The organism is Burkholderia sp. IDO3, from assembly GCF_003366075.1.
Lineage (GTDB): Bacteria > Pseudomonadota > Gammaproteobacteria > Burkholderiales > Burkholderiaceae > Burkholderia > Burkholderia anthina.
This window is the reverse complement of the sequence record NZ_CP028963.1, coordinates 2,554,488-2,579,868: the sequence shown is the minus strand read 5'-3', so window position 1 is coordinate 2,579,868 and position 25,381 is coordinate 2,554,488. Positions and strand designations below refer to the sequence as shown.

Sequence of the window (25,381 nt, the reverse complement as noted above, 5' to 3'; positions counted from 1 at the left end):
CAAGGCGCGAGCGGGCGAAAATAGGTTAAGGACCATTCACCATCATGGTTGAACTTGAAATAGACGGCAAGAAGGTCGAGGTGCCCGAAGGCAGCATGGTGATCCAGGCTGCACACAAGGCTGATACGTACATTCCTCACTTCTGCTATCACAAGAAACTGTCGGTTGCGGCCAACTGCCGGATGTGTCTTGTCGAAGTCGAGAAGATGCCGAAGGCCGTGCCTGCCTGCGCGACGCCCGTGTCGGCCGGCATGATCGTCCGCACGCAGTCCGAGAAGGCCGTGAAGGGTCAGCAGGCGGTGATGGAATTCCTCCTCATCAACCACCCGCTCGACTGCCCGATCTGCGATCAGGGCGGTGAATGCCAGCTGCAGGATCTGGCGGTCGGCTACGGCAAGTCGTCGTCGCGCTACTCGGAAGAAAAGCGCGTGGTGTTCCACAAGAACGTCGGCCCGCTGATCTCGATGGAAGAAATGTCGCGTTGCATCCACTGCACGCGCTGCGTCCGCTTCGGCCAGGAAATCGCCGGCGTGATGGAGCTCGGCATGCTGGGCCGCGGCGAGCACTCGGAAATCACGACGTTCGTCGGCAAGACGGTCGATTCCGAACTGTCGGGCAACATGATCGACCTGTGCCCGGTCGGCGCGCTGACCAGCAAGCCGTTCCGCTACAGCGCCCGTACGTGGGAACTGTCGCGCCGCAAGTCGGTGAGCGCGCACGATTCCGTCGGCGCGAACCTCGTCGTGCAGGTGAAGAACAACCGCGTGATGCGCGTGCTGCCGTTCGAGAACGAAGCGATCAACGAATGCTGGATCTCGGACAAGGATCGTTTCTCGTACGAAGGCCTGAACAGCGAAGAGCGCCTGACCAAGCCGATGCTGAAGCAGGGCGGCCAGTGGATCGAAACCGACTGGCAGACCGCGCTCGAATACGTCGCGAAGGGGCTGAAGGGTATCGCCGCGGATCACGGCGCGAACGCGCTGGCGATGCTCGCAAGCGCGCACAGCACCGCCGAAGAGCTGTTCCTCGTGAAGCAGCTCGCCAACGAACTGAAGACGCCGAACGTCGACTTCCGTCTGCGTCAGCAGGATTTCTCGGCGCCGGTCCAGGGCGCACCGTGGCTCGGCATGCCGATCGCCGACCTGTCGAACGTGGATGCCGCGTTCATCGTCGGGTCGTTCCTGCGCCGCGACCATCCGCTGTTCGCCGCACGCCTGCGTCAGGCCGCGAAGAACGGCGCGCAGCTGCATTTCCTGCATGCGACCGCCGACGACTCGCTGATCCGTACCGCGAAGCGCATCGTCGCCGCGCCGTCGGCATGGCTCGACGAACTCGCTGGCATCGCTGCGGCCGTCGCGCAACTGCGCGGCGTCGCGCTGCCCGACACGCTCGCGGGCGTCACGGCATCGCCGGCCGCCCAGGCTGTCGCACAGTCGCTCGCGAACGGCGAGCGCCGCGCGGTGCTGCTCGGCAACGTGGTCGTCCGTCATCCGGAGTTCGCGAAGCTGCATGCCGTTGCACAGTGGATCGCCGAGAACACCGGCGCCACGTTCGGCTTCCTGACGGAAGCGGCGAACACGGTCGGCGCGCACGTCGTCGGCGCACTGCCGGGCGAAGGCGGCCTGAACGCACGCGAAGCGTTCGCGCAGCCGCGCAAGGGCTACGTGCTGCTGAACGTCGAGCCGGAATTCGACACGGCCGATCCGGCGCAGGCGCTTGCCGCGCTGAACCAGGCTGAAATGGTCGTCGTGATGTCGCCGTTCAAGCACGGCCTCGATTACGCGGACGTCGTGCTGCCGATCGCTCCGTTCACGGAAACGGCCGGTACGTACGTGAACGCCGAAGGCTCGGTGCAGAGCTTCAACGGCGTCGTGCGCCCGCTCGGCGACACGCGTCCGGCGTGGAAGGTGCTGCGCGTGCTTGGCAGTCTCCTCGGCCTGCCGAACTTCGAATACGAGACCGCCGAAGAAGTGCGTCTTGCCGCGCTCGGCGATGCCGGCGTCGCGGGCAGCCTGTCGAACAAGACGTCGGTCGCGCCGGTGCGCGTTGCGGCGAATGCCGCGAACGGCAGCTTCGAGCGTCTCGCCGATGTGCCGATCTATCATGCCGACGCACTCGTGCGCCGCGCGGGTGCGCTGCACCTGACGGCTGCCGCGAAGGCGGCGAACGTCGCAGCCCTGCCGGCCGCGCTGTTCGACAAGCTGGGCTTGAAGGAAGGCGACGCGGTGCGCGTGCGCCAGGGCGAGCGTGCGGTGCAGTTGCCGGCCGTGCGCGACGCGAATCTTGCGGAGACGGTCGTTCGCGTGTCGGCGGCAACGCCTGCCGGCGCAGCGCTCGGCAGCCTGTTCGGTGAACTGGTGGTGGAGAAGGCGTAAATGAGCTTGTTCGATACGATCAACGCGGGCGGGGCCCAGCTTCTCGGCTTCGCGTGGCCGACGGTGTGGGCACTCGTGCGCATCCTCGTCGTCGCCGTCGTCATCCTGCTGTGCGTCGCGTACCTGATTCTGTGGGAACGCAAGCTGATTGGCTGGATGCACGTGCGTCTCGGCCCGAACCGCGTCGGCCCCGGCGGCTTGTTGCAGCCGATCGCCGACGTGCTGAAGCTGCTGCTGAAGGAAGTCATTCAGCCGAGCGCCGCTAGCCGCTGGCTCTACCTGGTCGCGCCGATCATGACCGTCGTGCCGGCGTTTGCCGTGTGGGCAGTGATCCCGTTCCAGGCCGAAGCCGTGCTCGCGAACGTGAACGCCGGCCTGCTGTATGCGATGGCGATCTCGTCGATCGGCGTGTACGCGGTGATTCTCGCCGGCTGGGCGTCGAACTCGAAGTACGCGTTCCTCGGTGCGATGCGCGCAGCAGCCCAGATGGTTTCGTACGAAATCTCGATGGGCTTCGCACTGGTGCTCGTGCTGATGACGGCAGGCAGCCTGAACCTGTCGGAAATCGTCGGCTCGCAACAGCACGGCTTCTTCGCCGGCCACGGCGTGAACTTCCTGTCGTGGAACTGGCTGCCGCTGCTGCCGGCGTTCGTCGTCTACTTCGTGTCGGGCATCGCCGAAACGAACCGTCACCCGTTCGACGTGGTGGAAGGCGAGTCGGAAATCGTCGCGGGTCACATGATCGATTACTCGGGTATGGCGTTCGCGCTGTTCTTCCTCGCCGAGTACATCAACATGATCGTGATCTCGGCGCTGGCCGCGACGCTGTTCCTCGGCGGCTGGGATGCGCCGTTCGAATTCCTGTCGTTCATTCCGGGCATCTTCTGGCTGGTGCTGAAGGTATTCGCGCTGCTGTCGGTGTTCATCTGGGTTCGCGCGACGTTCCCGCGCTACCGTTACGACCAGATCATGCGCCTGGGCTGGAAGGTGTTCCTGCCCGTCACGGTGATCTGGGTGGTCGTGGTCGGCTTCTGGATGATGTCGCCGCTCAACATCTGGGTGAAGTAAAGATCGGACGAAATCATGACGGCAATCCAACACTTCTTTAAGACCTTCTTCCTGACGGAGCTGCTGAAGGGGCTCGCGCTGACCGGCCGTTACACGTTCCGGCGCAAGTTCACCGTGCAGTTCCCGGAAGAGAAGACCCCGATTTCGCCGCGTTTCCGCGGGCTGCATGCACTGCGCCGCTACGAGAACGGCGAAGAGCGCTGCATCGCGTGCAAGCTCTGCGAGGCCGTGTGCCCCGCACTGGCGATCACGATCGAATCGGAAACGCGCGCGGACAATACGCGCCGCACGACGCGCTACGACATCGACCTGACGAAGTGCATCTTCTGCGGTTTCTGCGAAGAGAGCTGCCCGGTCGATTCGATCGTCGAGACGCAGATTCTCGAGTACCACGGCGAAAAGCGCGGCGACCTGTATTTCACGAAGGAAATGCTGCTCGCAGTGGGCGATCGTTACGAGAAGGACATCGCAGCGGCGAAGGCTGCCGACGCGCCGTATCGTTGATTGTGTTTGCAGTGCCGGCCCGGCATCAACGGGCCAGCCGCCGCGACGGGTGCGGGCGTCCCGCAAGCCGCGCCTGACTATGGCCTAACGATGAACCGGTAATCATGGAATTCACGACCGTACTGTTCTACATCTTCGCGCTGCTCCTGGTGGTATCAGGGTTGAAGGTGATCACTTCGCGCAACCCGGTGGCGTCTGCGCTTTTCCTTGTGCTGGCGTTCTTCAACGCCGCCGCGATCTGGATGCTGCTGGAAGCGGAGTTCCTTGCGATCCTGCTGGTGCTGGTGTACGTGGGCGCGGTGATGGTGCTGTTCCTGTTCGTCGTGATGATGCTGGACATCAACGTCGATTACCTGCGTCGCGACTTCAAGCGCTTCGTGCCGATGGCAACGGTGGTCGGCGCGATCATCGTGGTCGAGACCGCGCTGATCCTGTGGCGCGGCTACGGCGACACGCACTCGGCGCATGCGATGGCGACGGGCGCGATGGCCGACTGGTCGAACACGCGACTGATCGGCAAGGTGATCTACACCGACTACATCTTCGCGTTCGAAATCGCCGGCCTCGTGCTGCTGGTCGCGATCATCGCCGCGATCGGGCTGACCGAGCGCAAGGGCAAGGACAGCAAGCGCCAGCGCGTGTCGGATCAGGTCAAGGTGCGTCGCGCCGACCGCGTGCGCCTCGTGAAGATGGAAGCGGAAAAGCCGCAGCCGGAAACGGCGCAGAGCGAAGCCGGTACGAGCACCAACGGCTAAGCGGAGGAAAAAGAAAACCATGTTGACTCTTGCTCACTACCTCGTGCTCGGCGCGATCCTCTTTGCGATCGCGATCGTCGGGATCTTTCTCAACCGCCGCAACATCATCATCATCCTGATGGCGATCGAACTGATGCTGCTGGCGGTGAACACCAACTTCGTCGCGTTTTCTCACTACCTCGGCGATATACACGGCCAGATCTTCGTGTTCTTCGTGTTGACCGTCGCAGCAGCGGAAGCGGCGATCGGTCTCGCGATTCTGGTGACCCTGTTCCGTAAGCTCGACACGATCAATGTCGAGGATCTCGATCAGCTCAAGGGCTAATTTCAGGTAACGCTGTTATGTCAACGACACTCAATGAAAACCTGCTGCTGGCGATTCCGCTCGCTCCGCTGGCCGGCTCGCTGATTGCGGGGCTGTTCGGGAACGCTGTAGGGCGTAAGGGCGCACACCGGATCACGATCCTCGGCGTATTGATCGCGTTTCTGCTGTCGGCGAAAGTCTTCCTCGACGTGATGGGGGGCGCGAGCTTCAACGCGACCATCTATCAATGGATGAACGTCGGCTCGCTGAAACTTGAAATCGGTTTCCTCGTCGATTCGCTGACCGCGATGATGATGGTCGTCGTGACCTTCGTCTCGCTGATGGTGCACATCTACACGATCGGCTACATGTCGGAAGAAGACGGCTACCAGCGCTTCTTCTCGTACATCTCGCTGTTCACGTTCTCGATGCTGATGCTCGTGATGAGCAACAACTTCCTGCAGCTGTTCTTCGGCTGGGAAGCGGTGGGTCTGGTGTCGTACCTGCTGATCGGCTTCTACTTCACGCGTGAAAGCGCGATCTACGCGAACATGAAGGCGTTCCTCGTGAACCGCGTGGGCGACTTCGGCTTCCTGCTGGGCATCGGCCTGCTGCTCGCGTTCGCGGGTTCGATGAACTACGGCGAAGTGTTCGCGAAGCGCGCGGAGCTCGCGAGCCTGCACTTCCCGGGCACCGACTGGGGCCTGCTGACCGTCGCCTGTATCTGCCTGTTCATCGGCGCGATGGGCAAGTCGGCACAATTCCCGCTGCACGTGTGGCTGCCTGACTCGATGGAAGGCCCGACCCCGATTTCCGCGCTGATTCACGCGGCGACGATGGTGACGGCCGGCATCTTCATGGTGGCGCGCATGTCGCCGCTGTTCGAGCTGTCGGACGCCGCGCTGTCGTTCATCACGGTGATCGGCGCGATCACGGCGCTGTTCATGGGCTTCCTCGGCATCATTCAGAACGACATCAAGCGTGTCGTCGCGTACTCGACGCTGTCGCAGCTCGGCTACATGACGGTTGCGCTCGGCGTGTCCGCTTACCCGGTCGCCGTGTTCCACCTGATGACGCACGCGTTCTTCAAGGCGCTGCTGTTCCTCGGCGCCGGTTCGGTGATCATCGGCATGCACCACGACCAGGATATGCGCAACATGGGCGGCCTGCGCAAGTACATGCCGATCACGTGGATCACGTCGCTCGTCGGTTCGCTGGCGCTGATCGGTACGCCGTTCTTCGCGGGCTTCTACTCGAAGGACTCGATCATCGACGCCGTGAAGCTGTCGAACCTGCCGGGTTCGGGCTTCGCATACTTCGCGGTGGTCGCGAGCGTGTTCGTCACGGCGCTGTACTCGTTCCGCATGTACTTCCTGGTGTTCCACGGCGAAGAGCGTTTCCGCAAGCCGAAGCATCCGGAATCGCCGATGGGCATGGCGGCCGCACACGGTCACGACGATCACGGCCATGGCCACGGTCATGACGAACACGCGCACGAGCCGCACGAGACCCCGTGGGTCGTGTGGGTGCCGCTGGTCCTGCTGGCGATCCCGTCGGTGATCATCGGTGCGATCGCGGTCGGCCCGATGCTGTTCGGCGACTTCTTCCAGCACGGCGTCGCGTTCGACAAGGTGATCTTCATCGGCGCGAACCATCCGGCACTGGCCGAAATGGCCGAGGAGTTCCACGGCTGGGTGGGCATGGGCCTGCACTCGGTGTCGGGCCTGCCGGTGTGGCTGGCGCTCGCCGGCGTGGTTGTCGCGTGGTTCCTGTACCTGAAGCGTCCGGAACTGCCGGCGTCGATCCGCCGCGCGTGCGGTCCGATCTACACGCTGCTCGACAACAAGTACTACATGGACAAGATCAACGAGGTGGTGTTCGCCCGTGGTTCGGTGGCGCTCGGCCGAGGCCTGTGGAAGGAGGGGGACGTCGTGGTGATCGACGGCCTCGTGAACGGCAGCGCCCGGTTCATCGGCTGGTTCGCCAGCGTGATCCGCTTCCTGCAATCCGGTTACATCTATCACTACGCGTTCGCCATGATCATCGGCATGCTGGGGCTCCTGACCCTGTTTGTGACGCTGGGCGGCAAATAAGACGGGGGACAACTTAATGCACGCTTTTCCGATTCTCAGTACCGCGATCTGGCTGCCGATCGTTTTCGGCCTCCTCGTGCTCGTGGTGGGTAACGACAGAAAGCCGGGGACGGCCCGCTGGGTCGCGCTGATCGGTTCGCTGCTCGGGCTCGCGGTCACGATTCCGCTGATCACGGGCTTCGACTCGAGCACGGCAGCGCTGCAGTTCGTCGAGCATTCGACCTGGATCGAACGCTTCGACATCTCGTATCACCTGGGGGTCGACGGCCTGTCGATGTGGTTCGTGGTGCTGACCGCGCTGATCACGGTAATCGTCGTGATCGCCGCGTGGGAAGTGATCACCGAGAACGTCGCGCAGTACCTCGCGGCGTTCCTGATCCTCTCGGGGATCATGATCGGCGTGTTCTCGTCGGCCGACGGCCTGCTGTTCTACGTGTTCTTCGAAGCGACCCTGATCCCGATGTACATCATCATCGGTGTGTGGGGCGGTCCGAATCGCGTGTATGCGGCATTCAAGTTCTTCCTGTACACGCTGGCCGGTTCGCTGCTGATGCTGGTCGCGCTGATCTACCTGTACACGCAGACGCATTCGTTCGACCTCGCGACGTGGCAGGACGCGAAGATCGCGATGACGCCGCAGATCCTGCTGTTCATCGCGTTCTTCCTCGCGTTCGCGGTGAAGGTGCCGATGTGGCCGGTGCACACCTGGCTGCCGGACGCGCACGTGGAAGCGCCGACGGGCGGCTCGGTCGTGCTGGCAGCGATCATGCTGAAGCTCGGCGCGTACGGTTTCCTGCGTTTCTCGCTGCCGATCACGCCTGACGCAAGCCACTTCCTGGCGCCGGTCGTGATCACGCTGTCGCTGATCGCGGTGATCTACATCGGCCTCGTCGCGATGGTGCAGGCCGACATGAAGAAGCTGGTCGCGTATTCGTCGATCGCGCACATGGGCTTCGTCACGCTCGGTTTCTTCATCTTCAACCAGCTCGGCGTCGAAGGCGCGATCATCCAGATGATCTCGCACGGCTTCGTGTCGGGTGCGATGTTCCTGTGTATCGGTGTGCTGTACGACCGCCTGCACTCGCGCCAGATCGCCGACTACGGCGGCGTCGTGAACGTGATGCCGAAGTTCGCGGCGTTCGCGATGCTGTTCTCGATGGCCAACTGCGGCCTGCCGGGCACCTCGGGTTTCGTCGGCGAGTTCATGGTGATTCTCGCAGCCGTCCAGTACAACTTCTGGATCGCGTTCGGCGCAGCGTTCACGCTGATCCTCGGCGCCGCCTACACGCTGTGGATGTACAAGCGCGTGTACTTCGGCGCGGTTGCGAACGATCACGTTGCCAAGCTGAAGGACATCGGCCGTCGCGAGTTCCTGATGCTGGCCGTGCTTGCCGCGTTCACGCTGTTGATGGGCCTGTATCCGAAGCCTTTCACCGACGTGATGCACGTTTCCGTGGAAAACCTCCTCTCCCACGTCGCGCAGTCCAAGCTGCCGCTGGCGCAGTAATCGCGAGCGGAGGAAATCAAAATCATGAATGCTCCTATGAATGTCCTGTTGCCTGACGCGCTGGTGATGGTCGCCATCGTCGTCGCATGGCTGAACGACACCTTTACGGGTGCCGCCGGCCGCCGCCTCACCTATCTGATCGCGGTGGTTTCGTCGGTCGTCGCAGGCGTATGGTTCGCCGTGCAGGCGCTGGATCCGCAGCAGTACTACTTCTTCTCGCGGATGGTCGTCGTCGACTCGTTCGCGAGCATGATGAAGGCCGTCGTGTCGATCGGCTTCGCGGTCACGCTCGTCTATTCGCGCAAGTACCTCGAAGACCGCGACATGTTCCGCGGCGACGTGTTCCTGCTCGGCATGTTCTCGCTGCTCGGTCAGCTGGTGATGGTGTCGGGCAACAACTTCCTGACGCTGTACCTCGGCCTCGAACTGATGTCGCTGTCGCTGTACGCGATCATCGCGCTGCGCCCCGATGCCACGCAGTCGAGCGAAGCCGCGATGAAGTACTACGTGCTGGGCGCGCTCGCGTCGGGCTTCGTGCTGTACGGCATCTCGATGCTCTACGGCGCGACCGGCTCGCTCGAGCTGGGCGAGGTGTACAAGGCGGTCGGCGGCAACACCGACGCTGCCGTGCTGATGTTCGGCGTGATCTTCATCGTCGCCGGTATCGCGTTCAAGCTCGGCGCCGTGCCGTTCCACATGTGGGTGCCGGACGTCTACCAGGGCGCACCGACCGCGATGACGCTGTTCGTCGGCGGCGGCCCGAAGGTTGCCGCGTTCGCGTGGGGCCTGCGCTTCCTGGTGATGGGCCTGCTGCCGCTCGCGCAGAACTGGCAGACCGCGCTCGTGATTCTCGCCGCGCTGTCGCTGATCGTCGGTAACATCACCGGTATCGTCCAGCGCAACATCAAGCGGATGCTCGCGTACTCGGCGATCTCGAACATGGGCTTCGTGCTGCTCGGCCTGCTCGCCGGCATCGTGAAGGGCGACGCGGCCGCACCGGCGGGTGCGTACAGCTCGGCGATGTTCTACGCGATCGTCTATCTGATCACGACGCTGGGTTCGTTCGGCGTGGTGATGCTGCTCGCGCGCCGCGATTTCGAGGCGGAAACGATCGACGACTTCAAGGGTCTCAACAAGCGCAGCCCGGTGTTCGCGTTCGTGATGATGGTCATGATGTTCTCGCTGGCCGGCATTCCGCCGACCGTCGGCTTCTACGCGAAGCTCGCCGTGCTCGAGGCGACCGTCAACGCGGGTCTGACGTGGCTGGCCGTGCTGGCCGTGATCACGTCGCTGTTCGGCGCGTTCTACTACCTGCGTATCGTCAAGCTGATGTACTTCGATGCGCCGCAGGACACGGCTCCGATCACCGGCGACTTCTGCAAGCGCACGCTGCTCGTGGTGAACGGTCTCGCGGTTGTCGTGCTCGGCCTGATCCCGAGCCCGCTGCTGACGGCCTGCCTGCAGGCAATTCGTCACACGCTGCCGCTGTAATGTCGGCAGCCGGCTGGTTCATTGTGCTGTTGGCGTTCGTATGCGCCAACGTGCCGTTCCTGAACCAACGCGTCTTCGCCGTCGTGCCGATCGGTGCGGCGAAGAAGAGCGCGTGGGTTCGGATCGGCGAGCTGATCGTGCTGTATTTCATCGTCGGCGCACTCGGCTTCTGGCTCGAGTCGCGCGCCGGCAACCGCTTCGAACAAGGCTGGCAGTTCTACGCGATCACGTTCAGTCTGTTCGTCGTGTTCGCGTTCCCCGGCTTCACGTTCCAGTATCTAGTCAAACGACGCTGACCGGCCTTCGGCCGTCGCGTGCCCACTTCCCCGGAGCAGCCCGATGGCCGAACTACCCAATCACGATGCCGCACTGACCGAAACCTGCGTCGAGAGCGAGGCGATTTTCGAAGGCTCGTTCCTCAAGCTCAAGCGCGATACCGTCCGCCTGCCGGACGGCAAGCAAGCCACGCGCGAATACGTCCAGCACCCGGGCGCCGTGATGGTGATCCCGTTGTTCGACGACGGCCGCGTGCTGATGGAAAGCCAGTATCGCTATCCGATCGGCAAGGTCATGGCCGAATTTCCGGCCGGCAAGCTCGACCCGAACGAAGGTGCGCTCGCCTGCGCGGTGCGAGAGCTGCGCGAAGAAACCGGCTACACGGCGCGCGAATACGTGTTCCTGGCCCGGATCCACCCGATCATTTCCTACTCGACCGAATTCATCGACCTGTACCTTGCACGCGGGCTGACCGCCGGCGAGCGCAAGCTCGACGAAGGCGAGTTTCTCGAAACCTTCACGGCGACGCAGGCCGACCTGCAGGAATGGGTGCGCACGGGCCAGATCACCGACGTGAAGACGATCATCGGCACGATGTGGCTCGACAAGGTGCTGTCAGGCACGTGGCCGCTCGGCCCGGTTCAGAAGCCCTGACGGCACGTCAGCGGCGGGCAGGGCGCCGCGTTACAATCGTATGACGCGGCCGCCTCCGGCCGCGCGATCCTGGTTTAGCACGATCGTTCACAAAAGCGCTTTTTGCGCTACACTCGTCACACGCCCTGATTCAGCATGAAGGTCCTCGATTTACAGTGCCCGCACGGTCATCGGTTCGAAGGCTGGTTCGCTTCCGCCGATGAGTTCGAAGCGCAGTTGTCCCGCAAGCTGGTCGAATGCCCGGTGTGCGGGACGACCGAGATCAACCGGATGCCGTCGGCGCCGCGCCTGAACCTGTCTGGCGCGACGCAGGCCAAGCCGGCCGATCCGCGTGCGCTCCAGGCGCAGGCGATGCGTGCGCTGCGTGAGGTGCTGGAGAAGACCGAGAACGTGGGCGAGCGCTTCGCCGAGGAAGCGCGGCGCATCCATTACAACGAGGCGCCCGCGCGCAGCATTCGTGGCGTCACGACGCCGGAGGATGCGCAGTCCCTCGCCGAAGAAGGCATCGAAGTGATGCCGTTGCCGATTCCTGCCGCGCTGAAAGAACCGCTGCAATGACGTACGCAGCGTGTCCTCGCCGGGCCGGACGGCCGCGGCCAGGAGACACTGCGCATGGATCTGGATTATTCCCCCGCCGACGACGCATTCCGCGTTGACGTCCGCGCCTGGCTCGAGGCGAATCTGCCTCACGCACTGCGCGCCAAAGTACTCGATCACAAACGACTCGGCCGCGAGGACTTCGCGAGCTGGCACCGCATTCTCGGCCAGCGCGGCTGGTCCGCGCCTGCCTGGCCGACCGAATACGGCGGCCCGGGCTGGAACGCGACGCAGCGGCACATCTGGGACGAGGAGTGCGCGCGCATCGGCGCGCCGACCGTGCTGCCGTTCGGCGTGTCGATGGTCGCACCGGTGCTGATGAAATACGGCAGCGAAGCGCAGAAGCGCCATTACCTGCCGCGCATTCTCGACGGTACCGACTGGTGGTGCCAGGGCTACTCGGAGCCGGGCTCCGGGTCGGATCTCGCGTCGCTGCGCACGCGTGCCGAGCGCCACGGCGACCACTACGTCGTCAACGGTCAGAAGACCTGGACGACGCTCGGCCAGTATGCCGACATGATGTTCTGCCTCGTGCGTACCGACCCGGCGGCGAAGAAGCAGGAGGGCATCTCGTTCCTGCTGATCGACATGAAGACGCCCGGCATCACGGTGCGCCCGATCATCACGCTCGACGAGGACCACGAGGTCAACGAGGTGTTCTTCGAGGACGTGAAGGTGCCCGTCGAGAACCTCGTCGGCGACGAAAACCGCGGCTGGACCTACGCGAAGTACCTGCTGGGCCACGAGCGTACCGGCATCGCGCGCGTCGGCGCGTCCAAGCGCGAGCTCGTGTTCCTGAAGCGCGTGGCGTCGAACCAGCGCAAGAACGGCAAGCCGTTGCTTGCCGACCCCGTGTTCGCCGCGAAGGTCGCGGCGCTCGAAGTCGAGCTGATGGCGCTCGAGGTGACGGTGCTGCGCGTCGTGAGCCGCGAGACGAGCGGCAAGGGGCCGGGCCCCGAGGCGTCGATGCTGAAGATCAAGGGTACCGAAGTGCAGCAGGCGCTCACCGAACTGATGTTCGAGGCGATCGGTCCACTTGCCGCACCGTTCGACGTGCCGTTCCTCGAAGGCGAGCGTGAGCACGGCATCGCGGGCGACGACGATGCGGCGCCGCTCGCCGCGTACTACTTCAACTATCGGAAGACCTCGATCTACGGCGGTTCGAACGAGATTCAGAAGAACATCATCGCGCAGATGATTCTGGGGCTGTGAGCCGGCCGCGACGCATGGGGCGAGAGTCGGGCGCCAAAGCGCCGCTCTGGCCAACAGGAGACAACGATGGATTTCAGCTTTACCGATGAGCAGCAGCAATTCGCCGACGCGCTGCGTCGTTATCTCGGCGAGCAATACGGGTTCGACGCGCGCCAGGCCATCGTGCGCAGCGACGCGGGCGTGTCGGACACGCAATGGAGCGCGTTTGCGGAACTCGGGTTGACCGCGTTGCCGGTGCCGGACGCGCAAGGCGGATTCGGCGGCGGTCCGGTCGACATGCTGGTCGCGATGCAGGCGCTCGGCCGCGCACTCGTCGTCGAGCCGTACTGGGCGACGGCGGTCGGCATCGAGGCGCTGCGTGTCGCGGGTTCCGGCACGGGCGACGATGCCGCGTTGCTGGAGGCCGTCGCGCAGGGGCAGAAGCGGCTGGCGGTCGCATTCCACGAACCGCGGGCGCGCTACGATCTGTACGAACTCGATACGCATGCACATGAACAGGGCGGCACGTACCGGTTGACCGGCACCAAGTCGGTCGTTCAGCATGGTGCACAGGCGCATGCGTGGATCGTGCCCGCGCGCGTCGATGGCGGCGGCATCGGTCTGTTCGTCGTCGAGCGCGATGCAGCGGGCGCGCAGGCGATCGACTACCGGACGATCGACGGGCAGCGCGCCGCGACCATCGAACTGAACGAAACGCCGGCGCGGCTGCTCGCGGGCGGTGCGCGCGATGCGGCCGCACTCGAGCAGATCGCCGACTATGCGACCTTCCTGCTGTGCGCGGAAGCGGTCGGCGCGCTCGACGAACTGAACCGGGCGACGGTCGAATACACGAAGACGCGCGAGCAGTTCGGCGTACCGATCGCGCGTTTCCAGGCGCTGCAGCACCGGATGGTCGACATGCTGATCCATGCGGAGCAGGCGCGTTCGCTGACTTACCTGGCCGCGGTGCGTTACGCGGCCGGCGACGCCGATGCACGCCGCAAGGCGGTTTCGGCCGCGAAGGCACGCGTCGGCGCAGCCGCGCGCTTCGTCGGCCAGCAGGCGGTGCAATTGCACGGCGGCATGGGCGTGACCAACGACGTTGCCGCCGCGCATCTGTTCAAGCGGCTGTCGATCATCGAAACGACACTGGGCGACACCGATCATCACCTTGCGCGCATTGCGGCACTGCCGGATTTCGCGCAAGCCGACGCGGCATGACGGCGACGCGCGAGCGCGCCACAGGAGATATACAGTGGGTATCAGTTACGAAGATCTGGCGGTAGGCAGCAACACGGAGATCGGCCGCTACACGTTCGAGGCCGACGACATCAAGGCGTTCGCGCAACGCTACGATCCGCAGCCGTTCCACCTCGACGAGGAAGCCGGCAAGGCATCGCCGTTCGGCGGACTGGTCGCGAGCGGCTGGCATACGTGTTCGGTGTTCATGAGCCTGCTCATCAAGAAGCTGGGGCCGGACTCGACCAGCATGGGGTCGCCCGGCATCGACTCGATTCGCTGGCTCAAACCCGTGCGCGCGGGCGATACGATCACGATGTACCAGAAGATCCACGACAAACGCGTGTCGGCGAGCAAGCCCGATCGCGGCATCGTGTCGACGGAGTGGGTCGGCATCAACGGCGACGGCGAGACCGTGATCACCGTGCATACCAAGGTGATCTTCGGGTTGCGTCATCCGGAAGGGGCGAACGCATGACGGACGTGACATTGCCGTTGATCGCGTCACCCGAGGCGCTGCATGCGCGGGTCGGTGCGGAGCCGCTCGCGAGCGGCTGGGTCGAGATCGACCAGCCGCGCGTGGATCGCTTCGCCGACGCAACGGGCGATCACCAGTGGATTCACGTCGATCCCGAGCGCGCACGCAAGGAGTCGCCGTTCGGCGGTCCGATCGCGCACGGGTTCCTGACGCTGTCGCTGATTCCGGCGCTGATGGTCGACGCGATGCGCTTCGAGCAGAAGATGGGCGTGAACTACGGACTGAATCGCGTGCGGTTTCTGAAGCCGGTGCCGGTCGGCACACGCGTGCGCGCGTTGTTCGCGGTGAAGGAAACCTCGGAAGCCGCGCAGGGCGGCGTACAGGTGACGTGGTCGGTGTCGGTGCAGGCAGAGCGCCCCGACGCACCGCTGCTCGTTTGTGCGGCGGAGTTCATCACGCTGCATTACTTCTGACGCACGCAGCGGCATCCACGGATGCCGCTGCGTCGTCCGGCGCATGTTCGTTCAGTGCTTCGCGTATTGCGTTGCGCCGAACAGCACCTCGCGCGCCTTGTCGTCCTGCAATGCCTTGCGCAGCGATGCGAGCACTTCGACGCCGCGCTGCACGGCCGGTCGCGCGGCGATCGCCTCGTGCCAACGCTTCACGTTCGGCAGTTCGTCGAGCACGATGCCCTGGTTCTGCCATGAACGCGTCCACGGGAACGTCGCGATGTCCGCGATCGTATACGCGTCGCCGGCGAGATATTCGGATTCGCCAAGGCGTTTTTCCATGACGTTGTACAGGCGCTTCGCTTCGTTCGTGTAGCGATTGACCGCATATTCGATCTTCTCCGGCGCGTACAGGCGGAAGTGGTGCGCTTGTCCGAGCATCGGGCCGACGCCGCCCATCTGGAACATCAGCCATTCGAGTGTCGCGTAGCGCGCGGCCGGATCGGTCGGCAGGAACTTGCCGGTTTTTTCCGCGAGGTAGACGAGGATCGCGCCCGATTCGAACAGCGAGATCGGCTTGCCGCCGGGCCCGTCCGGATCGACGATCGCGGGGATCTTGTTGTTCGGGCTGATTTTCAGGAATTCGGGCTTGAACTGGTCGCCGGCGCCGATATCGACCGGGTGTGCACGATACGCGAGGCCGGTTTCCTCGAGCATGATGTGTACCTTGTGGCCGTTCGGGGTCGCCCAGCTGTAGACGTCGATCATCTCAACTCCTTCATGGCATGCGCGAAAACGGCGCCGACGGGGCGCCGCGACAGGCGGTCATTAGAGCATGGATCGACGCGGGCTGCAGACGGCGGGAACGTGCGGCTGCGTGGCTGCGCCTGCGTGCCGTTGCGGCAGCGTCGACGCTGTTCGAACGGCGTCGACGCGCCGGATCAGCGTTTGTAGCGAGGCTGACGCTTCTCGAGAAATGCGGTGATGCCTTCGAACGCGTCCGCATGATGCAGCGATGCGACGAAGTGATCGCGCTCGGTGCCGAGATGCGCTTCGAGCGGCTGCGCGGTTGCATCGTCGAGCAGCGACTTGATACGCGTGAGTGCGTTCGGCGAGATGCCGGCGAGCGAGTCGGCCCACGCGAGCGCGTCGGACAGCGCCGCGCCGGGTATGGCGAGGCGATTGACGACGCCGAGCGCATGCAGGCGTTCGGCCGCGACCGGTTTGCCTTCGAACAGGATTTCGGCGGCAAGCGCGCGCGGCAACGCACGGGCGAGGAACCACGAACCGCCGCCATCGGGCGTGAGGCCGACGCGCGCATACGACATCACGAACTTCGCGTCATGCGCGGCAACGATCAAGTCGCAAGCGAGTGCGAGCGAGAAGCCCGCGCCGGCGGCCGCGCCTTCGACCGCCGCGATCACGGGTTTCGTCGATGCGCGGATCGCGCTGATCCACGCAGCGAGCTGGTCGATGCTGTCGGCCTGGTAGGACGGATCCTTCGAACGGTTGTCGAGCAGCCGGTTCAGGTTGCCGCCCGCGCAAAAGAAACGATCGGCCCCCGTGAGCACGACGGCGCGAATCGCGGGATCGCGCTCGGCGGTAGCGAGCGCTTCGACGCCGGCCGCGTACATGTCGGGATGCAGCGCGTTGCGCGCACCGGGATTGGACAGCGTGAGGACGAGCGTCGATTCGCTCTCGGGCGGACGCGAAGCCAGCAGTTCAGCGCTCATGCGAGTGTGTCTCCATCGGATGGTGCGGCTGCGGTGCCGTGCATTGCGCGCGTGCCGGCGCATGCACATGAAGGTGTTGCTGCAGCGGATGCAATGTTGTCATGACGGACGCGAAACTGCTTTAGACTAGCACGAACGTGCTTTTCAGCGCGACGCATCCCGATGCGGCCGGTATCGCAGCGGCCGCGCTTCGCAACGAAGGAGACTCCGATGCTACAGCTGTGCGGTATTCCGTTGTCCAACTACTACAACAAGGTGAAGTTCGTTCTGCTCGAGCACGACATCCCGTTCGAGGAAGTGACATGCGGTCTGCCGATTAGCGATCCGGCACTGCTCGTCGATTCGCCGCTCGGCAAGATTCCGTTCGTGAAGACCGAAGAGGGCGCGCTGTTCGAATCGCAGGTGATCGTCGAGTACCTGGCCGCGCGTTATCCCGAGAAAGCCATTTTCCCGCCGAGCCCGTTTGCCGCCGCAAAGGTGCGTGAGCTCGTCGAGACGCTCGAGCTGTATCTCGAATGGACCGCGCGCGAGGTTTATACGGAGGCGTTTTTCGGCGGCAAGGTCAGCGACGGCATGAAGGCGCATGTCGAGAAGCGCTTGCCGCGCGCGATCGATGCGTTCAAGCGGATGGCGCAGTTCTCGCCTTACGTGCTCGGCGATTCGTTCAGCCTCGCCGACATCGCCGCGTCGATTCATCTGCCGGTGATCGGGATGGCGACGAAGGCGATATACGGCCGCGATTTCCTGGTCGACGCGGGGATCGACTGGAAGGTGCACGCGAAGATGGTCGGCGAGCGGCCGGCCGCGCAGCGCGTGGCGGCCGATCGCAAGGCGTATATGGAGGCGATGACCGCCGCGCGTTCGTAGTAAGCGCGGCCCGGGCGCGGCGCAGCGCCGCGCCTGACTTACAGGCGCGCGAGCCGTTCGAGTGCGGCCGCGAGCGTGCTTTCCTGCTTGGCGAAGCAGAAGCGCACGACGCCCGATTCGTGCGGCGCGTGATAGAACGCCGACACCGGAATCGCGGCCACGCCGATCTCCGACGTGAGCCACTTCGAGAACTCGGCTTCCGGCAGGTCGCTGATCGCCGAATAGTCGACACACTGGAAGTACGTGCCCGGGCACGGCAGCAGCTTGAAGCGCGTGCGCTCGAGGCCGGCGCGGAAGAAGTCGCGCTTCTTCTGGTAGAAGTCGGGCAGCGTCAGGTACGGCGCCGGGTCGCGCAGATAGTCGGCGAGCCCGATCTGCATCGGCGTGTTCACCGTGAACACGTTGAACTGATGGACCTTGCGAAACGCCGCGGTCAGTGCGGCAGGCGCCGCGACATAGCCGACCTTCCAGCCCGTCACGTGATAGGTCTTCCCGAAGCTCGACACGATGAAGCTGCGCGCGGCCAGTTCCGGGTAGCGCGCGACGCTCTCGTGCCGTGCGCCGTCGTAGACCATGTGCTCGTAGACCTCGTCCGACAGGATCAGTACGTTGGTGCCGCGCACGATCTCCTCGAGCTTGCGCATGTCGGCCTCGCGCCACACGGTGCCGGTGGGGTTGTGCGGCGTGTTGATCATGATCATCCGTGTCTTCGGCGTGATCGCGGCGGCGAGCCGATCGAACGGGATCACATAGTCGGGCGCTTCGAGCGTGACGAATACCGGTTTGCCGCCCGCGAGTTCGATCGACGGCAGGTAGCTGTCGTAGGTCGGTTCGACGACGATCACTTCGTCGCCCGGATGCACGGCGCACAGGATTGCCGTCAGCAGCGCCTGCGTCGCGCCGGCCGTCACCGTGATCTCGGTGGCCGGATCGTAGCGCCGGCCGTACATCTGCGCGATCTTGTCGGCGATCGCGTCGCGCAACGGTGCGACCCCTGCCATCGGCGGATACTGGTTGTGGCCGTTGCGCATCGCGGTCGCGACCGCGTCGACGATGCGCGGATCGCAGTCGAAATCGGGGAAGCCCTGGCCGAGGTTCACGGCGCCTTTCTCGGCGGCGAGCGCGCTCATGACCGTGAAGATCGTCGTGCCGACGTTCGGCAGGCGCGAGGGGAAAACGGGAGTCGTAGGCATGTCGGAAGGAGCGTTCATCGATACGGTCGCAATCGGTGGCGCCAGGCGCGTCAGGCCGGCGTGGTGGTGTTGGCCGACGCGGCGTCGAGCGCGCAGGCCTCGGTAAACGGGGCGGGTTGCGCGATCCGGAAGCCGAAGTCGCGCGCGGTGCGCTTTGCGAGCTTGAGCAGCGCGCGATCCTTCGACACGAGCCATTCGGCCTGTGCGGCGCGGGCAAGCTCGAGAAACTTCTGATCGTCGCGATCCTTGCATTTCGGCAGCGGCGGCGCGTCGGCGTCGACGGGCGGCGGCTCCACGAGGCTCGTCAGGCGGGCGACGGTCGCGAGCGCCGCGGCCTTGTCGATTGCGCGCGACTGGAACTGCGGATAGTCGAGCACGAGTTCGAGCTCGTTCAGGCAGCGGCCGTCGATCACGGCGGCCAGCGTGCCGCGTTCGAGTGCCGCCCGGATCGGGCGTGTGGCAGGGTCGTCGAATACGAGTATGTCGATCCAGACGTTCGAGTCGAGTACGACGCGATGTGCGGCGTGTGGGGCGAGGGAGCGGGTCATTCGTTACAATCGGTGGTTTTCGTCTGACCGCAAGGCACGGCGTGCCAGCGAGCCTCTATGATAATCGTTCTCTCTCCAGCCAAATCCCTCGACTACGATACGCCCGCGCACGTGCCGTCTTACACGAAGCCTGCATTCGTCGACGACGCGTCGGAATTGATCGACGGCCTGCGCAAGCTGTCGCCGCAGGATATCGCGACGCTGATGGATATTTCCGATCCGCTCGCACGCCTGAACTTCCAGCGCTACGCGGACTGGTCGCCGGTCTTCACGCCGGCCAATGCGAAGCAGGCGGTGCTCGCATTCAATGGCGACGTGTACGAAGGGTTCGACGCGAAATCGCTGTCGGCCACTGATCTCGACTATGCGCAGCAGCACGTGCGCGTGTTGTCGGGCCTGTACGGGCTGCTGCGTCCGCTCGACCTGCTGCAGCCGTACCGGCTCGAAATGGGTACCCGTTTCGCGAACGCGCGCGGCAAGGATCTGTATGCGTTCTGGGGCGACCGGATCACGCGCGCGCTCAACGAACAGCTCGAGACACGCACCGGCGCGGCGCGCGTGTTGATCAACTGTGCGTCGACCGAGTACTTCAAGTCGGTCAAGCCGAAACTGCTGGCCGCGCCCGTCGTGACGCCGGTATTCGAGGACTGGAAGGGCGGCCGCTACAAGATCATCAGCTTCCACGCGAAGCGCGCACGCGGCCTGATGGCGCGCTATATCGTCGAGAATCGCATCGCCGACCCGGCGGCGCTGAAGGATTTCGCGGTGGAAGACTACGCGTTCGATGCAGCCGCATCGAACGATTCGACTTACGTATATCGCCGGCGAGTCGGCGAGTGACCCTGCCGGCCGTTCACGAGACGGCCGGCGCATGCATGCGGCCGGGCAGGCGGCAAACAGTCCGTTCCGGCCGCACCAGGAGAGATAGATGGCCCTTTCGATCACCAGCAATTTCGACGCGGGCGCAATCGACGTCGTGTCGTGCGACAGCCCGGACGCGATCCGGCTGCGCGTGCGCGGCGACAGCCGCTCGGAATTCGCGCAATGGTTCTACTATCGCCTGACGGGCGCGCGCGGCGAGCGGTGCGTGATGTCGTTCGAGAATGCCGCCGAGTGCGCGTATCCGTCCGGATGGCGCAACTACGGCGCGGTCGCGAGCTACGACCGGGTCGACTGGTTCCGCGTGCCGACGACGTTCGACGGCAAGACGATGACCATTGACCACACGCCTGAATTCGACAGCATCTACTACGCGTATTTCGAGCCATATTCGGAAGAGCGTCATGCGGCGTTTCTCGGTGCGGTCCAGCAGTTGCCGCAAGCGAGCGTCGTCGAGCTCGGACGCACGGTCGAGGGCCGTCCGATGTCGCTGCTGACGCTCGGCACGCCCGAAGTCGACGGCGCGCCGAAGAAGAAGGTGTGGATCATCGCGCGCCAGCATCCCGGCGAGACGATGGCCGAGTGGTTCGTCGAAGGGCTCGTCAAGCGTTTGGCCGGATGGGGCGACTGGGCGGGCGATCCGGTGGCGCGCAAGCTCTACGATCACGCGACGTTCTACATCGTCCCGAACATGAATCCGGACGGTAGCGTGCACGGCAACCTGCGCACCAACGCGGCAGGCGCGAACCTGAACCGCGAGTGGATGGCGCCCGACGCCGAGCGCAGCCCCGAAGTGCTGGCCGTGCGCGATGCGATCCATGCGATCGGCTGCGACATGTTCTTCGACATCCACGGCGACGAGGATCTGCCGTACGTGTTCGTCGCCGGTTCGGAGATGCTGCCGAGTTTTACCGAGCAGCAGGGCAAGGAGCAGGCCGCGTTCATCGAAGCATTCAAGGTCGCGAGCCCGGACTTCCAGACCGAGCATGGTTATGCGGCGAGCAAGTACAAGGAAGATGCGCTCAAGCTCGCATCGAAGTACATCGGTCATCAGTTCGGCTGCCTGTCGCTGACGCTCGAGATGCCGTTCAAGGACAATGCGAACCTGCCCGACGAGCGGGTTGGCTGGAACGGCGAGCGTAGCGCGGCGCTGGGTGCGGCCATGCTGGCGGCGATTCTCGTGCACGTCGAGAAGTTCGCGTAAGCGCGCTTTTGCTGAAATGAAAAAGGCCGGGGCATCATGCGATGCCCCGGCCTTTTTGCTTCTGTCGTTGCCGCTCCGTCGTATCAGGACTTCTTCGCGGTTCTCTTCTTCACGGCTTTCTTCTGGCCGCCTGATTTCTTCGCTGCAACCGCCTTCTTGCCGGTGCGGCCTGTTGCCTTGACCTTGCCGCGGTGCGATTTACCCTTGAATTTCTTCGTCGACGACGGGCGTTCAACGCGCGGCTTCAGCGGCGGAACAGGGTCGTTCCAGCTGAATGCAAGCATTTGCTGACCCACATAGCCGCAGCGAAATTTCAGCGGTGTCGGGTCGCTGCCGTCGCTATGGATGCCGAGGCCATCCACGGTAACGATGTTGTCGACCTTCACGCGCTGCTTGCCCTGATCGAACGAGTCGTTCCACGGCGTGATCGTGGCATTGCCGCTGTCGAATGCGTCCGGCGCGAAGTCGACACGATCGAAGGCCGACGACGTGCTGGCGATGAAGCTGCCGTGCGCCGCACAATCGGCAACGATCGGATCGGCATGCATCTCGTTGACGAATTTGTTGATCAGTTCGGAGCGCTGGTCGAGGAGGTCGGCGAATACCGGTGCCGGAAGCGCAAGCGACAGGCCCGCGACACAGGCCGCCAGCTTGCCGAGCGCCCGGAAAAACCGGAGCGAGGCAGGAGAGCTGTCCATCTGGTTATTGGTGAGGAGCGAATGAGGCATCGGGCACGTATAGATGCCCGATGGAGAACAGGAGTTCAATCTTAGCGTAAAAAAGATGCGCGGCAGTAGGTGCCGCACTCTGCCGCGCTGCGGGAGAGGGGCGCAGCACGCGTTGTCCGCATTTCGACACGAAGCGCGTTCACGCGCGCGGACCGCCGAGACGATAGCGCCGAACGTCGAACGTCGTGACCCATGCCGGGCGATATACGGCGATAAGCGCAGTTGCCATGCCGGTGAACCATGCTTCGCCAAGCGCGAGCAGCGCGGTGTTCAGCAGATAGCCGGCAGGAATCACGACGGGCACGCCGTCCGCGAGCGCGAGCTGCACGCCGGCTGCGGCCGCGGCGACCGTGATGATCGCGATGGCCGGCGACAGAAATCCCTGGCCGGTAATGAACGACGCGAGGTTATGCGGCAACCACGCGATCGCGGCGCGCTGCAGCAGCGCGGACACGGCGACCGGGAGCGCGCCGTAGACCAGATAGGTGAGGCCGATGCCCTGCCACGACGCATCGAAGACGATCGCGGCGACGGCCGTGACGGCGGCCATCCCGATCAGTGCGAGCGTCCAGTCGAACAGTGTGACGAGCAGCGTCGCGCCGAGCAGATGCATGACGATGCCGTCCTCGAGCCATGCATTCGAGGCCCAGAGAACCGTGATCGCGGTGACGAGCGCGAGCCACACGTGCTGAAGCGTTGCGTCCTGGAGCCGGACGAAGGGGCGTCTCCAGATCGCGAGCGCGAGCAGCGCCACGGCGGCGATCCAGCCACCGACGCCAACCCAGAACGGAAGCGGTGTGAAAAGAAAACCCATGCGTTCATATTACTCGTTGGGCATCAAAGGTGGGAATCCGCACATGCCGACCGTCGCAATATCGATACGACTAGCGCTCGCGCCGAAACCGCGGCGTCGGCTCGGCCGCGAGCGGCAGATCCGGGGTGCCGGCGTTCGCGGCAGGCAACGGGTACGGACGGTTGTTCCGTTGCGCACGCAGCGGAACCGGGCCGCGTTCGCCGATGACGGGCTTGCGTACGCGATCGCGGTTTGCCAGCAATACCTCGAGATGTGGCGACAGCCAGCCGTTGTAGATCGCAACCGCGGCGGCGCGGTTTGCCGCACCGAGCTGCTGGAAGATGCTGGCGAGGTGGATCTTCACCGTGCCTTCGCTGATGCCGAGCGTGCGGGCGATCATCTTGTTGGTACTGCCCATATGAACGAAGCGCATGATCTGCGCCTGTCTCGGCGACAGCAGGCCGGTTGGCGGGCGGCGCGGCAGCGATCCGGCGAGCGTCTGGAAATGGGTGTCGTGGCGTGCTGCCGCTGCGGACGGCAACAGGCTGAGCGCGATGGGCGGAATGTAATGACCGCCCAGCATCACCATTTCGAGTGCGCGTACGATCAGGTGCGGCCGGGTCGAGTGCGGGATCACGCCCGCGACGCCATAGTTGTAGAAGCGCTGGATGGCTTCCGGCGTGGATTCGTCGATCAATACCGCGGCAGGCGTCGGCGAGCAGGCGCTGCAGAGCGCCTGAAGTTCGCTGAGCCGTCCGACGTCCAGCCAGTCGATCGCAACGAGGTCGAAACGCTGGGTGCGCAGCAGCCGGCGCGCCTGGAAGCCGTCGGGTGCATCGTTGATGCTGGCGTGACGGTCGATCTGCCGTAGCAAGGCCTTCAGTCCGTCACGCCGCTCGGCGTCTGAGTTCAGCACCAGGAACCGCATATTCAACCTCCATAAGGTAAGTCATTGAGCTGCCGTCGGCATGCCGTGGGCCCGATAATGACAAAGACCTTACACGATGTCTGCTTGGCTGAAAGGCTTAGGAAAAGTCTGAAATTTCCGGTGCCGGAAATACGGACGAGAAAAAAGCCGCTCCGGCTGGAACCGGGAGCGGCTTCGTGCGGGCAGGCGCTGCAGGCCTGCGGCGTGGATCAGTGAAAGTGCGGCTGCGCGGGGGAGGCGTCTTCAGGCATTTCCGCGTGGACGATTTCACCGAGCGGATCGGCGTACAGCGGCACGCCGCAGTCGTCGCAGTACTCGGGTTCGAAGCGGCCCGCGTGCCGCCGGACGTCGGTTACGCCGCATTCCTTCAGCAGACTCACGATTTCTTCGAGCGGCCCTTCCATCGGCGCTTCGCCTTCGAGCGTTGCGCTGTCGATCGACACGTCACCGTTCTCGCGGCCGTAGAGCGGCCACACGACGCCGTAGATCACGTCGTTGCTGGCGCGGCGCGTGAAGCCGACGCGATACTCGTCGATCCTGCGTTCGCCGAAGCCGGCGACCACCGCGCGCAGTTCCTGCGGCGCCGCACCAAGTGTGTCGAAAAGATAACGGATGGCCGTTCGGACGGTGTGCGGACGAATGCGTTCGTCCGCATCACGGCAAGCCGAATAGTACGCGTCCGGAAGCAGGCATTCGAACTCGCAGCCGGGGAGGGCAACCGACAGGTTCGGGCCGCCTTGGGCGGTCCACTGCTCGAGGCACTGGCCGCGTTCGATCCGGTTGCCGTGTTCTTCTTCCTGCCAGCGGAACAGCGGCGCGCCGGCTGGTGCGGCGACGACGGCGAGCAGAAAACGCGGGTCGGCCAGAATCGGCGAAGTTTCGGGCAGGTCGCCGAAGCTCAGTTTCGCGGCATGCTGACCGATTGCCGCATGCGCGAGTTGCTGCGCGAGCCGGTAAGTTTCGACGTGGTGCCGCGGCAACTGGTCGATGCTGTACAGGAACGGTGCGAGTCCGACGAGCGTGCCGCTCGCGAGCACGTGTGCCTGCAGGTGCGTACGCAGCGCGTCGGCGACGTCACCCTTGAGCGGGCCCGACGGAATCATGTAGCGCGTCCAGGCGAGAACGGGGACGGCGACCAGCAGCGCGTCATGCGGCTGACCATCGTGCTCGATCACCATCGACTCGCTGTGCGTCTCGGCCATGTCGGCGAGCGCGCCGTATGCATCGGGATGATTCTGCTGCAGATGGTCGAGTGCGGCGTCGAGCGTGGTCTGATTGCCGTTGCGAACGATCTTGGCGAGCAGCGCATCGAGCTTCGCTTCCCAGAAGCGATCCTCGATGCGGCTGCCCGAGGCGAAGAGCGCGAGCGACAGGCCGACCAGTTTGTCGGCGTCGGGGGGGAGGCGTTTGGCGATTCGCTGGCGCATATTAAATACGTATAGAAAGAGGCGAAGAACCTCACATTCTAGTCCGTTCTTTGCACCATAAGCGCTCTCGTGCTCGGGCATGGCCGGAAGGCCGAAACGA

At 64.3% G+C, this 25,381-nt stretch carries 26 protein-coding genes; 18 read left to right on the top strand and 8 right to left on the bottom strand.

Translation table 11 applies throughout. The annotated features are described in order from the left end of the window. Nucleotides 1–44: 44 nt before the first annotated feature. The 15 genes from nuoG to DCN14_RS26625 all read left to right on the top strand — a co-directional run bounded on the left by nuoG (nucleotide 45) and on the right by DCN14_RS26625 (nucleotide 15,005). Nucleotides 45–2,375: an NADH-quinone oxidoreductase subunit NuoG gene (gene nuoG / locus DCN14_RS26695; RefSeq protein WP_096507615.1), complete on the top strand. Its 2,331-nt coding sequence runs from the start codon at nucleotides 45–47 to the stop codon at nucleotides 2,373–2,375. Continuing rightward, complete coding sequence (gene nuoH / locus DCN14_RS26690; RefSeq protein WP_096507614.1) at nucleotides 2,376–3,443, top strand: NADH-quinone oxidoreductase subunit NuoH; 1,068 nt, start codon at nucleotides 2,376–2,378, stop codon at nucleotides 3,441–3,443. A 15-nt stretch (nucleotides 3,444–3,458) separates the two neighbouring features. Then, entirely contained in the window at nucleotides 3,459–3,947 is a 489-nt protein-coding gene (gene nuoI, locus DCN14_RS26685) for an NADH-quinone oxidoreductase subunit NuoI (protein ID WP_006398806.1), read from the top strand. A 104-nt stretch (nucleotides 3,948–4,051) separates the two neighbouring features. After that, nucleotides 4,052–4,702 carry an NADH-quinone oxidoreductase subunit J gene (locus DCN14_RS26680; protein ID WP_096507613.1) on the top strand — a complete coding sequence of 217 codons (651 nt, stop codon included), beginning with the start codon at nucleotides 4,052–4,054 and terminating at the stop codon, nucleotides 4,700–4,702. A gap of 19 nt (nucleotides 4,703–4,721) precedes the next feature. Continuing rightward, complete coding sequence (gene nuoK / locus DCN14_RS26675; RefSeq protein WP_084904490.1) at nucleotides 4,722–5,027, top strand: NADH-quinone oxidoreductase subunit NuoK; 306 nt, start codon at nucleotides 4,722–4,724, stop codon at nucleotides 5,025–5,027. A 17-nt stretch (nucleotides 5,028–5,044) separates the two neighbouring features. After that, nucleotides 5,045–7,099: an NADH-quinone oxidoreductase subunit L gene (gene nuoL / locus DCN14_RS26670; protein WP_096507612.1), complete on the top strand. Its 2,055-nt coding sequence runs from the start codon at nucleotides 5,045–5,047 to the stop codon at nucleotides 7,097–7,099. A gap of 16 nt (nucleotides 7,100–7,115) precedes the next feature. Beyond that, nucleotides 7,116–8,606 (top strand): NADH-quinone oxidoreductase subunit M, encoded by a 1,491-nt coding sequence (locus DCN14_RS26665; protein WP_096507611.1) that lies wholly within the window; start codon nucleotides 7,116–7,118, stop codon nucleotides 8,604–8,606. A 36-nt stretch (nucleotides 8,607–8,642) separates the two neighbouring features. Further along, nucleotides 8,643–10,097, top strand: a complete 1,455-nt coding sequence (nuoN, locus tag DCN14_RS26660; RefSeq protein ID WP_172441934.1) for an NADH-quinone oxidoreductase subunit NuoN — start codon at nucleotides 8,643–8,645, stop codon at nucleotides 10,095–10,097. Then, entirely contained in the window at nucleotides 10,097–10,393 is a 297-nt protein-coding gene (locus DCN14_RS26655) for a DUF2818 family protein (protein ID WP_096507609.1), read from the top strand. Before nuoN ends, DCN14_RS26655 begins: the two co-directional genes overlap by 1 nt. Nucleotides 10,394–10,436: 43 nt before the next feature. Further along, on the top strand, nucleotides 10,437–11,027 hold the full coding sequence (locus DCN14_RS26650) for an NUDIX hydrolase (protein WP_096507608.1): 591 nt from the start codon (nucleotides 10,437–10,439) through the stop codon (nucleotides 11,025–11,027). Nucleotides 11,028–11,162: 135 nt separating this feature from the next. Continuing rightward, nucleotides 11,163–11,585, top strand: a complete 423-nt coding sequence (locus tag DCN14_RS26645; RefSeq protein WP_096507607.1) for a DUF1178 family protein — start codon at nucleotides 11,163–11,165, stop codon at nucleotides 11,583–11,585. Nucleotides 11,586–11,639: 54 nt separating this feature from the next. Continuing rightward, nucleotides 11,640–12,836 carry an acyl-CoA dehydrogenase family protein gene (locus DCN14_RS26640; RefSeq protein ID WP_096507606.1) on the top strand — a complete coding sequence of 399 codons (1,197 nt, stop codon included), beginning with the start codon at nucleotides 11,640–11,642 and terminating at the stop codon, nucleotides 12,834–12,836. Between the two features lie 66 nt (nucleotides 12,837–12,902). Then, nucleotides 12,903–14,036, top strand: a complete 1,134-nt coding sequence (locus tag DCN14_RS26635) for an acyl-CoA dehydrogenase (protein WP_096507605.1) — start codon at nucleotides 12,903–12,905, stop codon at nucleotides 14,034–14,036. Nucleotides 14,037–14,070: 34 nt separating this feature from the next. Next, nucleotides 14,071–14,532, top strand: coding sequence for a MaoC family dehydratase (locus DCN14_RS26630; protein WP_096507604.1), 462 nt, complete (start codon nucleotides 14,071–14,073; stop codon nucleotides 14,530–14,532). Next, entirely contained in the window at nucleotides 14,529–15,005 is a 477-nt protein-coding gene (locus DCN14_RS26625) for a MaoC family dehydratase (RefSeq protein WP_096507603.1), read from the top strand. Before DCN14_RS26630 ends, DCN14_RS26625 begins: the two co-directional genes overlap by 4 nt. Before the next feature lie 51 nt (nucleotides 15,006–15,056). Here DCN14_RS26625 and DCN14_RS26620 read toward each other — a convergent pair whose 3' ends face one another. Both DCN14_RS26620 and DCN14_RS26615 read right to left on the bottom strand, forming a co-directional pair. Next, nucleotides 15,057–15,749 carry a glutathione binding-like protein gene (locus tag DCN14_RS26620; RefSeq protein WP_096507602.1) on the bottom strand — a complete coding sequence of 231 codons (693 nt, stop codon included), beginning with the start codon at nucleotides 15,747–15,749 and terminating at the stop codon, nucleotides 15,057–15,059. 173 nt (nucleotides 15,750–15,922) lie between these two features. Further along, nucleotides 15,923–16,714, bottom strand: coding sequence for an enoyl-CoA hydratase (locus tag DCN14_RS26615; protein ID WP_096507601.1), 792 nt, complete (start codon nucleotides 16,712–16,714; stop codon nucleotides 15,923–15,925). Nucleotides 16,715–16,924: 210 nt separating this feature from the next. Here DCN14_RS26615 and DCN14_RS26610 point away from each other — a divergent pair, with 210 nt between their 5' ends. Then, entirely contained in the window at nucleotides 16,925–17,581 is a 657-nt protein-coding gene (locus tag DCN14_RS26610) for a glutathione S-transferase (RefSeq protein ID WP_096507692.1), read from the top strand. Between the two features lie 38 nt (nucleotides 17,582–17,619). Here the strand turns inward: DCN14_RS26610 and DCN14_RS26605 are convergent, their stop codons facing one another. After that, a complete protein-coding gene (locus DCN14_RS26605) occupies nucleotides 17,620–18,792 on the bottom strand; it encodes a pyridoxal phosphate-dependent aminotransferase (RefSeq protein ID WP_096507600.1) in 1,173 nt (390 codons plus the stop codon). Nucleotides 18,793–18,824: 32 nt separating this feature from the next. Continuing rightward, nucleotides 18,825–19,322 carry a putative toxin-antitoxin system toxin component, PIN family gene (locus DCN14_RS26600; RefSeq protein WP_096507599.1) on the bottom strand — a complete coding sequence of 166 codons (498 nt, stop codon included), beginning with the start codon at nucleotides 19,320–19,322 and terminating at the stop codon, nucleotides 18,825–18,827. A 57-nt stretch (nucleotides 19,323–19,379) separates the two neighbouring features. Between DCN14_RS26600 and yaaA the strand changes: the two genes are divergently transcribed. Beyond that, the gene (yaaA, locus tag DCN14_RS26595) at nucleotides 19,380–20,162 is read left to right on the top strand and encodes a peroxide stress protein YaaA (RefSeq protein WP_096507598.1); all 783 of its coding nucleotides are present in this window, start codon (nucleotides 19,380–19,382) and stop codon (nucleotides 20,160–20,162) included. A gap of 88 nt (nucleotides 20,163–20,250) precedes the next feature. Further along, the gene (locus DCN14_RS26590; protein ID WP_096507597.1) at nucleotides 20,251–21,405 is read left to right on the top strand and encodes a M14-type cytosolic carboxypeptidase; all 1,155 of its coding nucleotides are present in this window, start codon (nucleotides 20,251–20,253) and stop codon (nucleotides 21,403–21,405) included. An 83-nt stretch (nucleotides 21,406–21,488) separates the two neighbouring features. Here the strand turns inward: DCN14_RS26590 and DCN14_RS26585 are convergent, their stop codons facing one another. The 4 genes from DCN14_RS26585 to DCN14_RS26570 all read right to left on the bottom strand — a co-directional run bounded on the left by DCN14_RS26585 (nucleotide 21,489) and on the right by DCN14_RS26570 (nucleotide 25,281). Further along, a complete protein-coding gene (locus DCN14_RS26585) occupies nucleotides 21,489–22,133 on the bottom strand; it encodes a hypothetical protein (protein ID WP_096507596.1) in 645 nt (214 codons plus the stop codon). A 139-nt stretch (nucleotides 22,134–22,272) separates the two neighbouring features. Continuing rightward, nucleotides 22,273–22,947: an energy-coupling factor ABC transporter permease gene (locus DCN14_RS26580; RefSeq protein WP_096507595.1), complete on the bottom strand. Its 675-nt coding sequence runs from the start codon at nucleotides 22,945–22,947 to the stop codon at nucleotides 22,273–22,275. A gap of 70 nt (nucleotides 22,948–23,017) precedes the next feature. Next, a complete protein-coding gene (locus DCN14_RS26575) occupies nucleotides 23,018–23,854 on the bottom strand; it encodes a response regulator transcription factor (protein ID WP_096507594.1) in 837 nt (278 codons plus the stop codon). Nucleotides 23,855–24,063: 209 nt separating this feature from the next. Beyond that, nucleotides 24,064–25,281, bottom strand: coding sequence for a DUF2863 family protein (locus DCN14_RS26570; protein WP_096507593.1), 1,218 nt, complete (start codon nucleotides 25,279–25,281; stop codon nucleotides 24,064–24,066). Nucleotides 25,282–25,381: the final 100 nt, after the last annotated feature.

Coding starts and splice junctions, on each gene's coding strand:
- DCN14_RS26665 (WP_096507611.1), top strand. CDS start 7,116: ATGCACGCTTTTCCGATTCTCAGTACCGCGATCTGGCTGCCGATCGTT.
- nuoK (WP_084904490.1), top strand. CDS start 4,722: ATGTTGACTCTTGCTCACTACCTCGTGCTCGGCGCGATCCTCTTTGCG.
- DCN14_RS26580 (WP_096507595.1), bottom strand. CDS start 22,947: ATGGGTTTTCTTTTCACACCGCTTCCGTTCTGGGTTGGCGTCGGTGGC.
- nuoI (WP_006398806.1), top strand. CDS start 3,459: ATGACGGCAATCCAACACTTCTTTAAGACCTTCTTCCTGACGGAGCTG.
- DCN14_RS26575 (WP_096507594.1), bottom strand. CDS start 23,854: ATGCGGTTCCTGGTGCTGAACTCAGACGCCGAGCGGCGTGACGGACTG.
- DCN14_RS26600 (WP_096507599.1), bottom strand. CDS start 19,322: ATGACCCGCTCCCTCGCCCCACACGCCGCACATCGCGTCGTACTCGAC.
- DCN14_RS26610 (WP_096507692.1), top strand. CDS start 16,925: ATGCTACAGCTGTGCGGTATTCCGTTGTCCAACTACTACAACAAGGTG.
- DCN14_RS26625 (WP_096507603.1), top strand. CDS start 14,529: ATGACGGACGTGACATTGCCGTTGATCGCGTCACCCGAGGCGCTGCAT.
- DCN14_RS26635 (WP_096507605.1), top strand. CDS start 12,903: ATGGATTTCAGCTTTACCGATGAGCAGCAGCAATTCGCCGACGCGCTG.
- DCN14_RS26615 (WP_096507601.1), bottom strand. CDS start 16,714: ATGAGCGCTGAACTGCTGGCTTCGCGTCCGCCCGAGAGCGAATCGACG.
- DCN14_RS26640 (WP_096507606.1), top strand. CDS start 11,640: ATGGATCTGGATTATTCCCCCGCCGACGACGCATTCCGCGTTGACGTC.
- nuoG (WP_096507615.1), top strand. CDS start 45: ATGGTTGAACTTGAAATAGACGGCAAGAAGGTCGAGGTGCCCGAAGGC.
- DCN14_RS26655 (WP_096507609.1), top strand. CDS start 10,097: ATGTCGGCAGCCGGCTGGTTCATTGTGCTGTTGGCGTTCGTATGCGCC.
- DCN14_RS26645 (WP_096507607.1), top strand. CDS start 11,163: ATGAAGGTCCTCGATTTACAGTGCCCGCACGGTCATCGGTTCGAAGGC.
- DCN14_RS26650 (WP_096507608.1), top strand. CDS start 10,437: ATGGCCGAACTACCCAATCACGATGCCGCACTGACCGAAACCTGCGTC.
- DCN14_RS26620 (WP_096507602.1), bottom strand. CDS start 15,749: ATGATCGACGTCTACAGCTGGGCGACCCCGAACGGCCACAAGGTACAC.
- DCN14_RS26605 (WP_096507600.1), bottom strand. CDS start 18,792: ATGAACGCTCCTTCCGACATGCCTACGACTCCCGTTTTCCCCTCGCGC.
- nuoL (WP_096507612.1), top strand. CDS start 5,045: ATGTCAACGACACTCAATGAAAACCTGCTGCTGGCGATTCCGCTCGCT.
- DCN14_RS26590 (WP_096507597.1), top strand. CDS start 20,251: ATGGCCCTTTCGATCACCAGCAATTTCGACGCGGGCGCAATCGACGTC.
- nuoN (WP_172441934.1), top strand. CDS start 8,643: ATGAATGTCCTGTTGCCTGACGCGCTGGTGATGGTCGCCATCGTCGTC.
- DCN14_RS26585 (WP_096507596.1), bottom strand. CDS start 22,133: ATGCCTCATTCGCTCCTCACCAATAACCAGATGGACAGCTCTCCTGCC.
- DCN14_RS26570 (WP_096507593.1), bottom strand. CDS start 25,281: ATGCGCCAGCGAATCGCCAAACGCCTCCCCCCCGACGCCGACAAACTG.
- DCN14_RS26680 (WP_096507613.1), top strand. CDS start 4,052: ATGGAATTCACGACCGTACTGTTCTACATCTTCGCGCTGCTCCTGGTG.
- yaaA (WP_096507598.1), top strand. CDS start 19,380: ATGATAATCGTTCTCTCTCCAGCCAAATCCCTCGACTACGATACGCCC.
- nuoH (WP_096507614.1), top strand. CDS start 2,376: ATGAGCTTGTTCGATACGATCAACGCGGGCGGGGCCCAGCTTCTCGGC.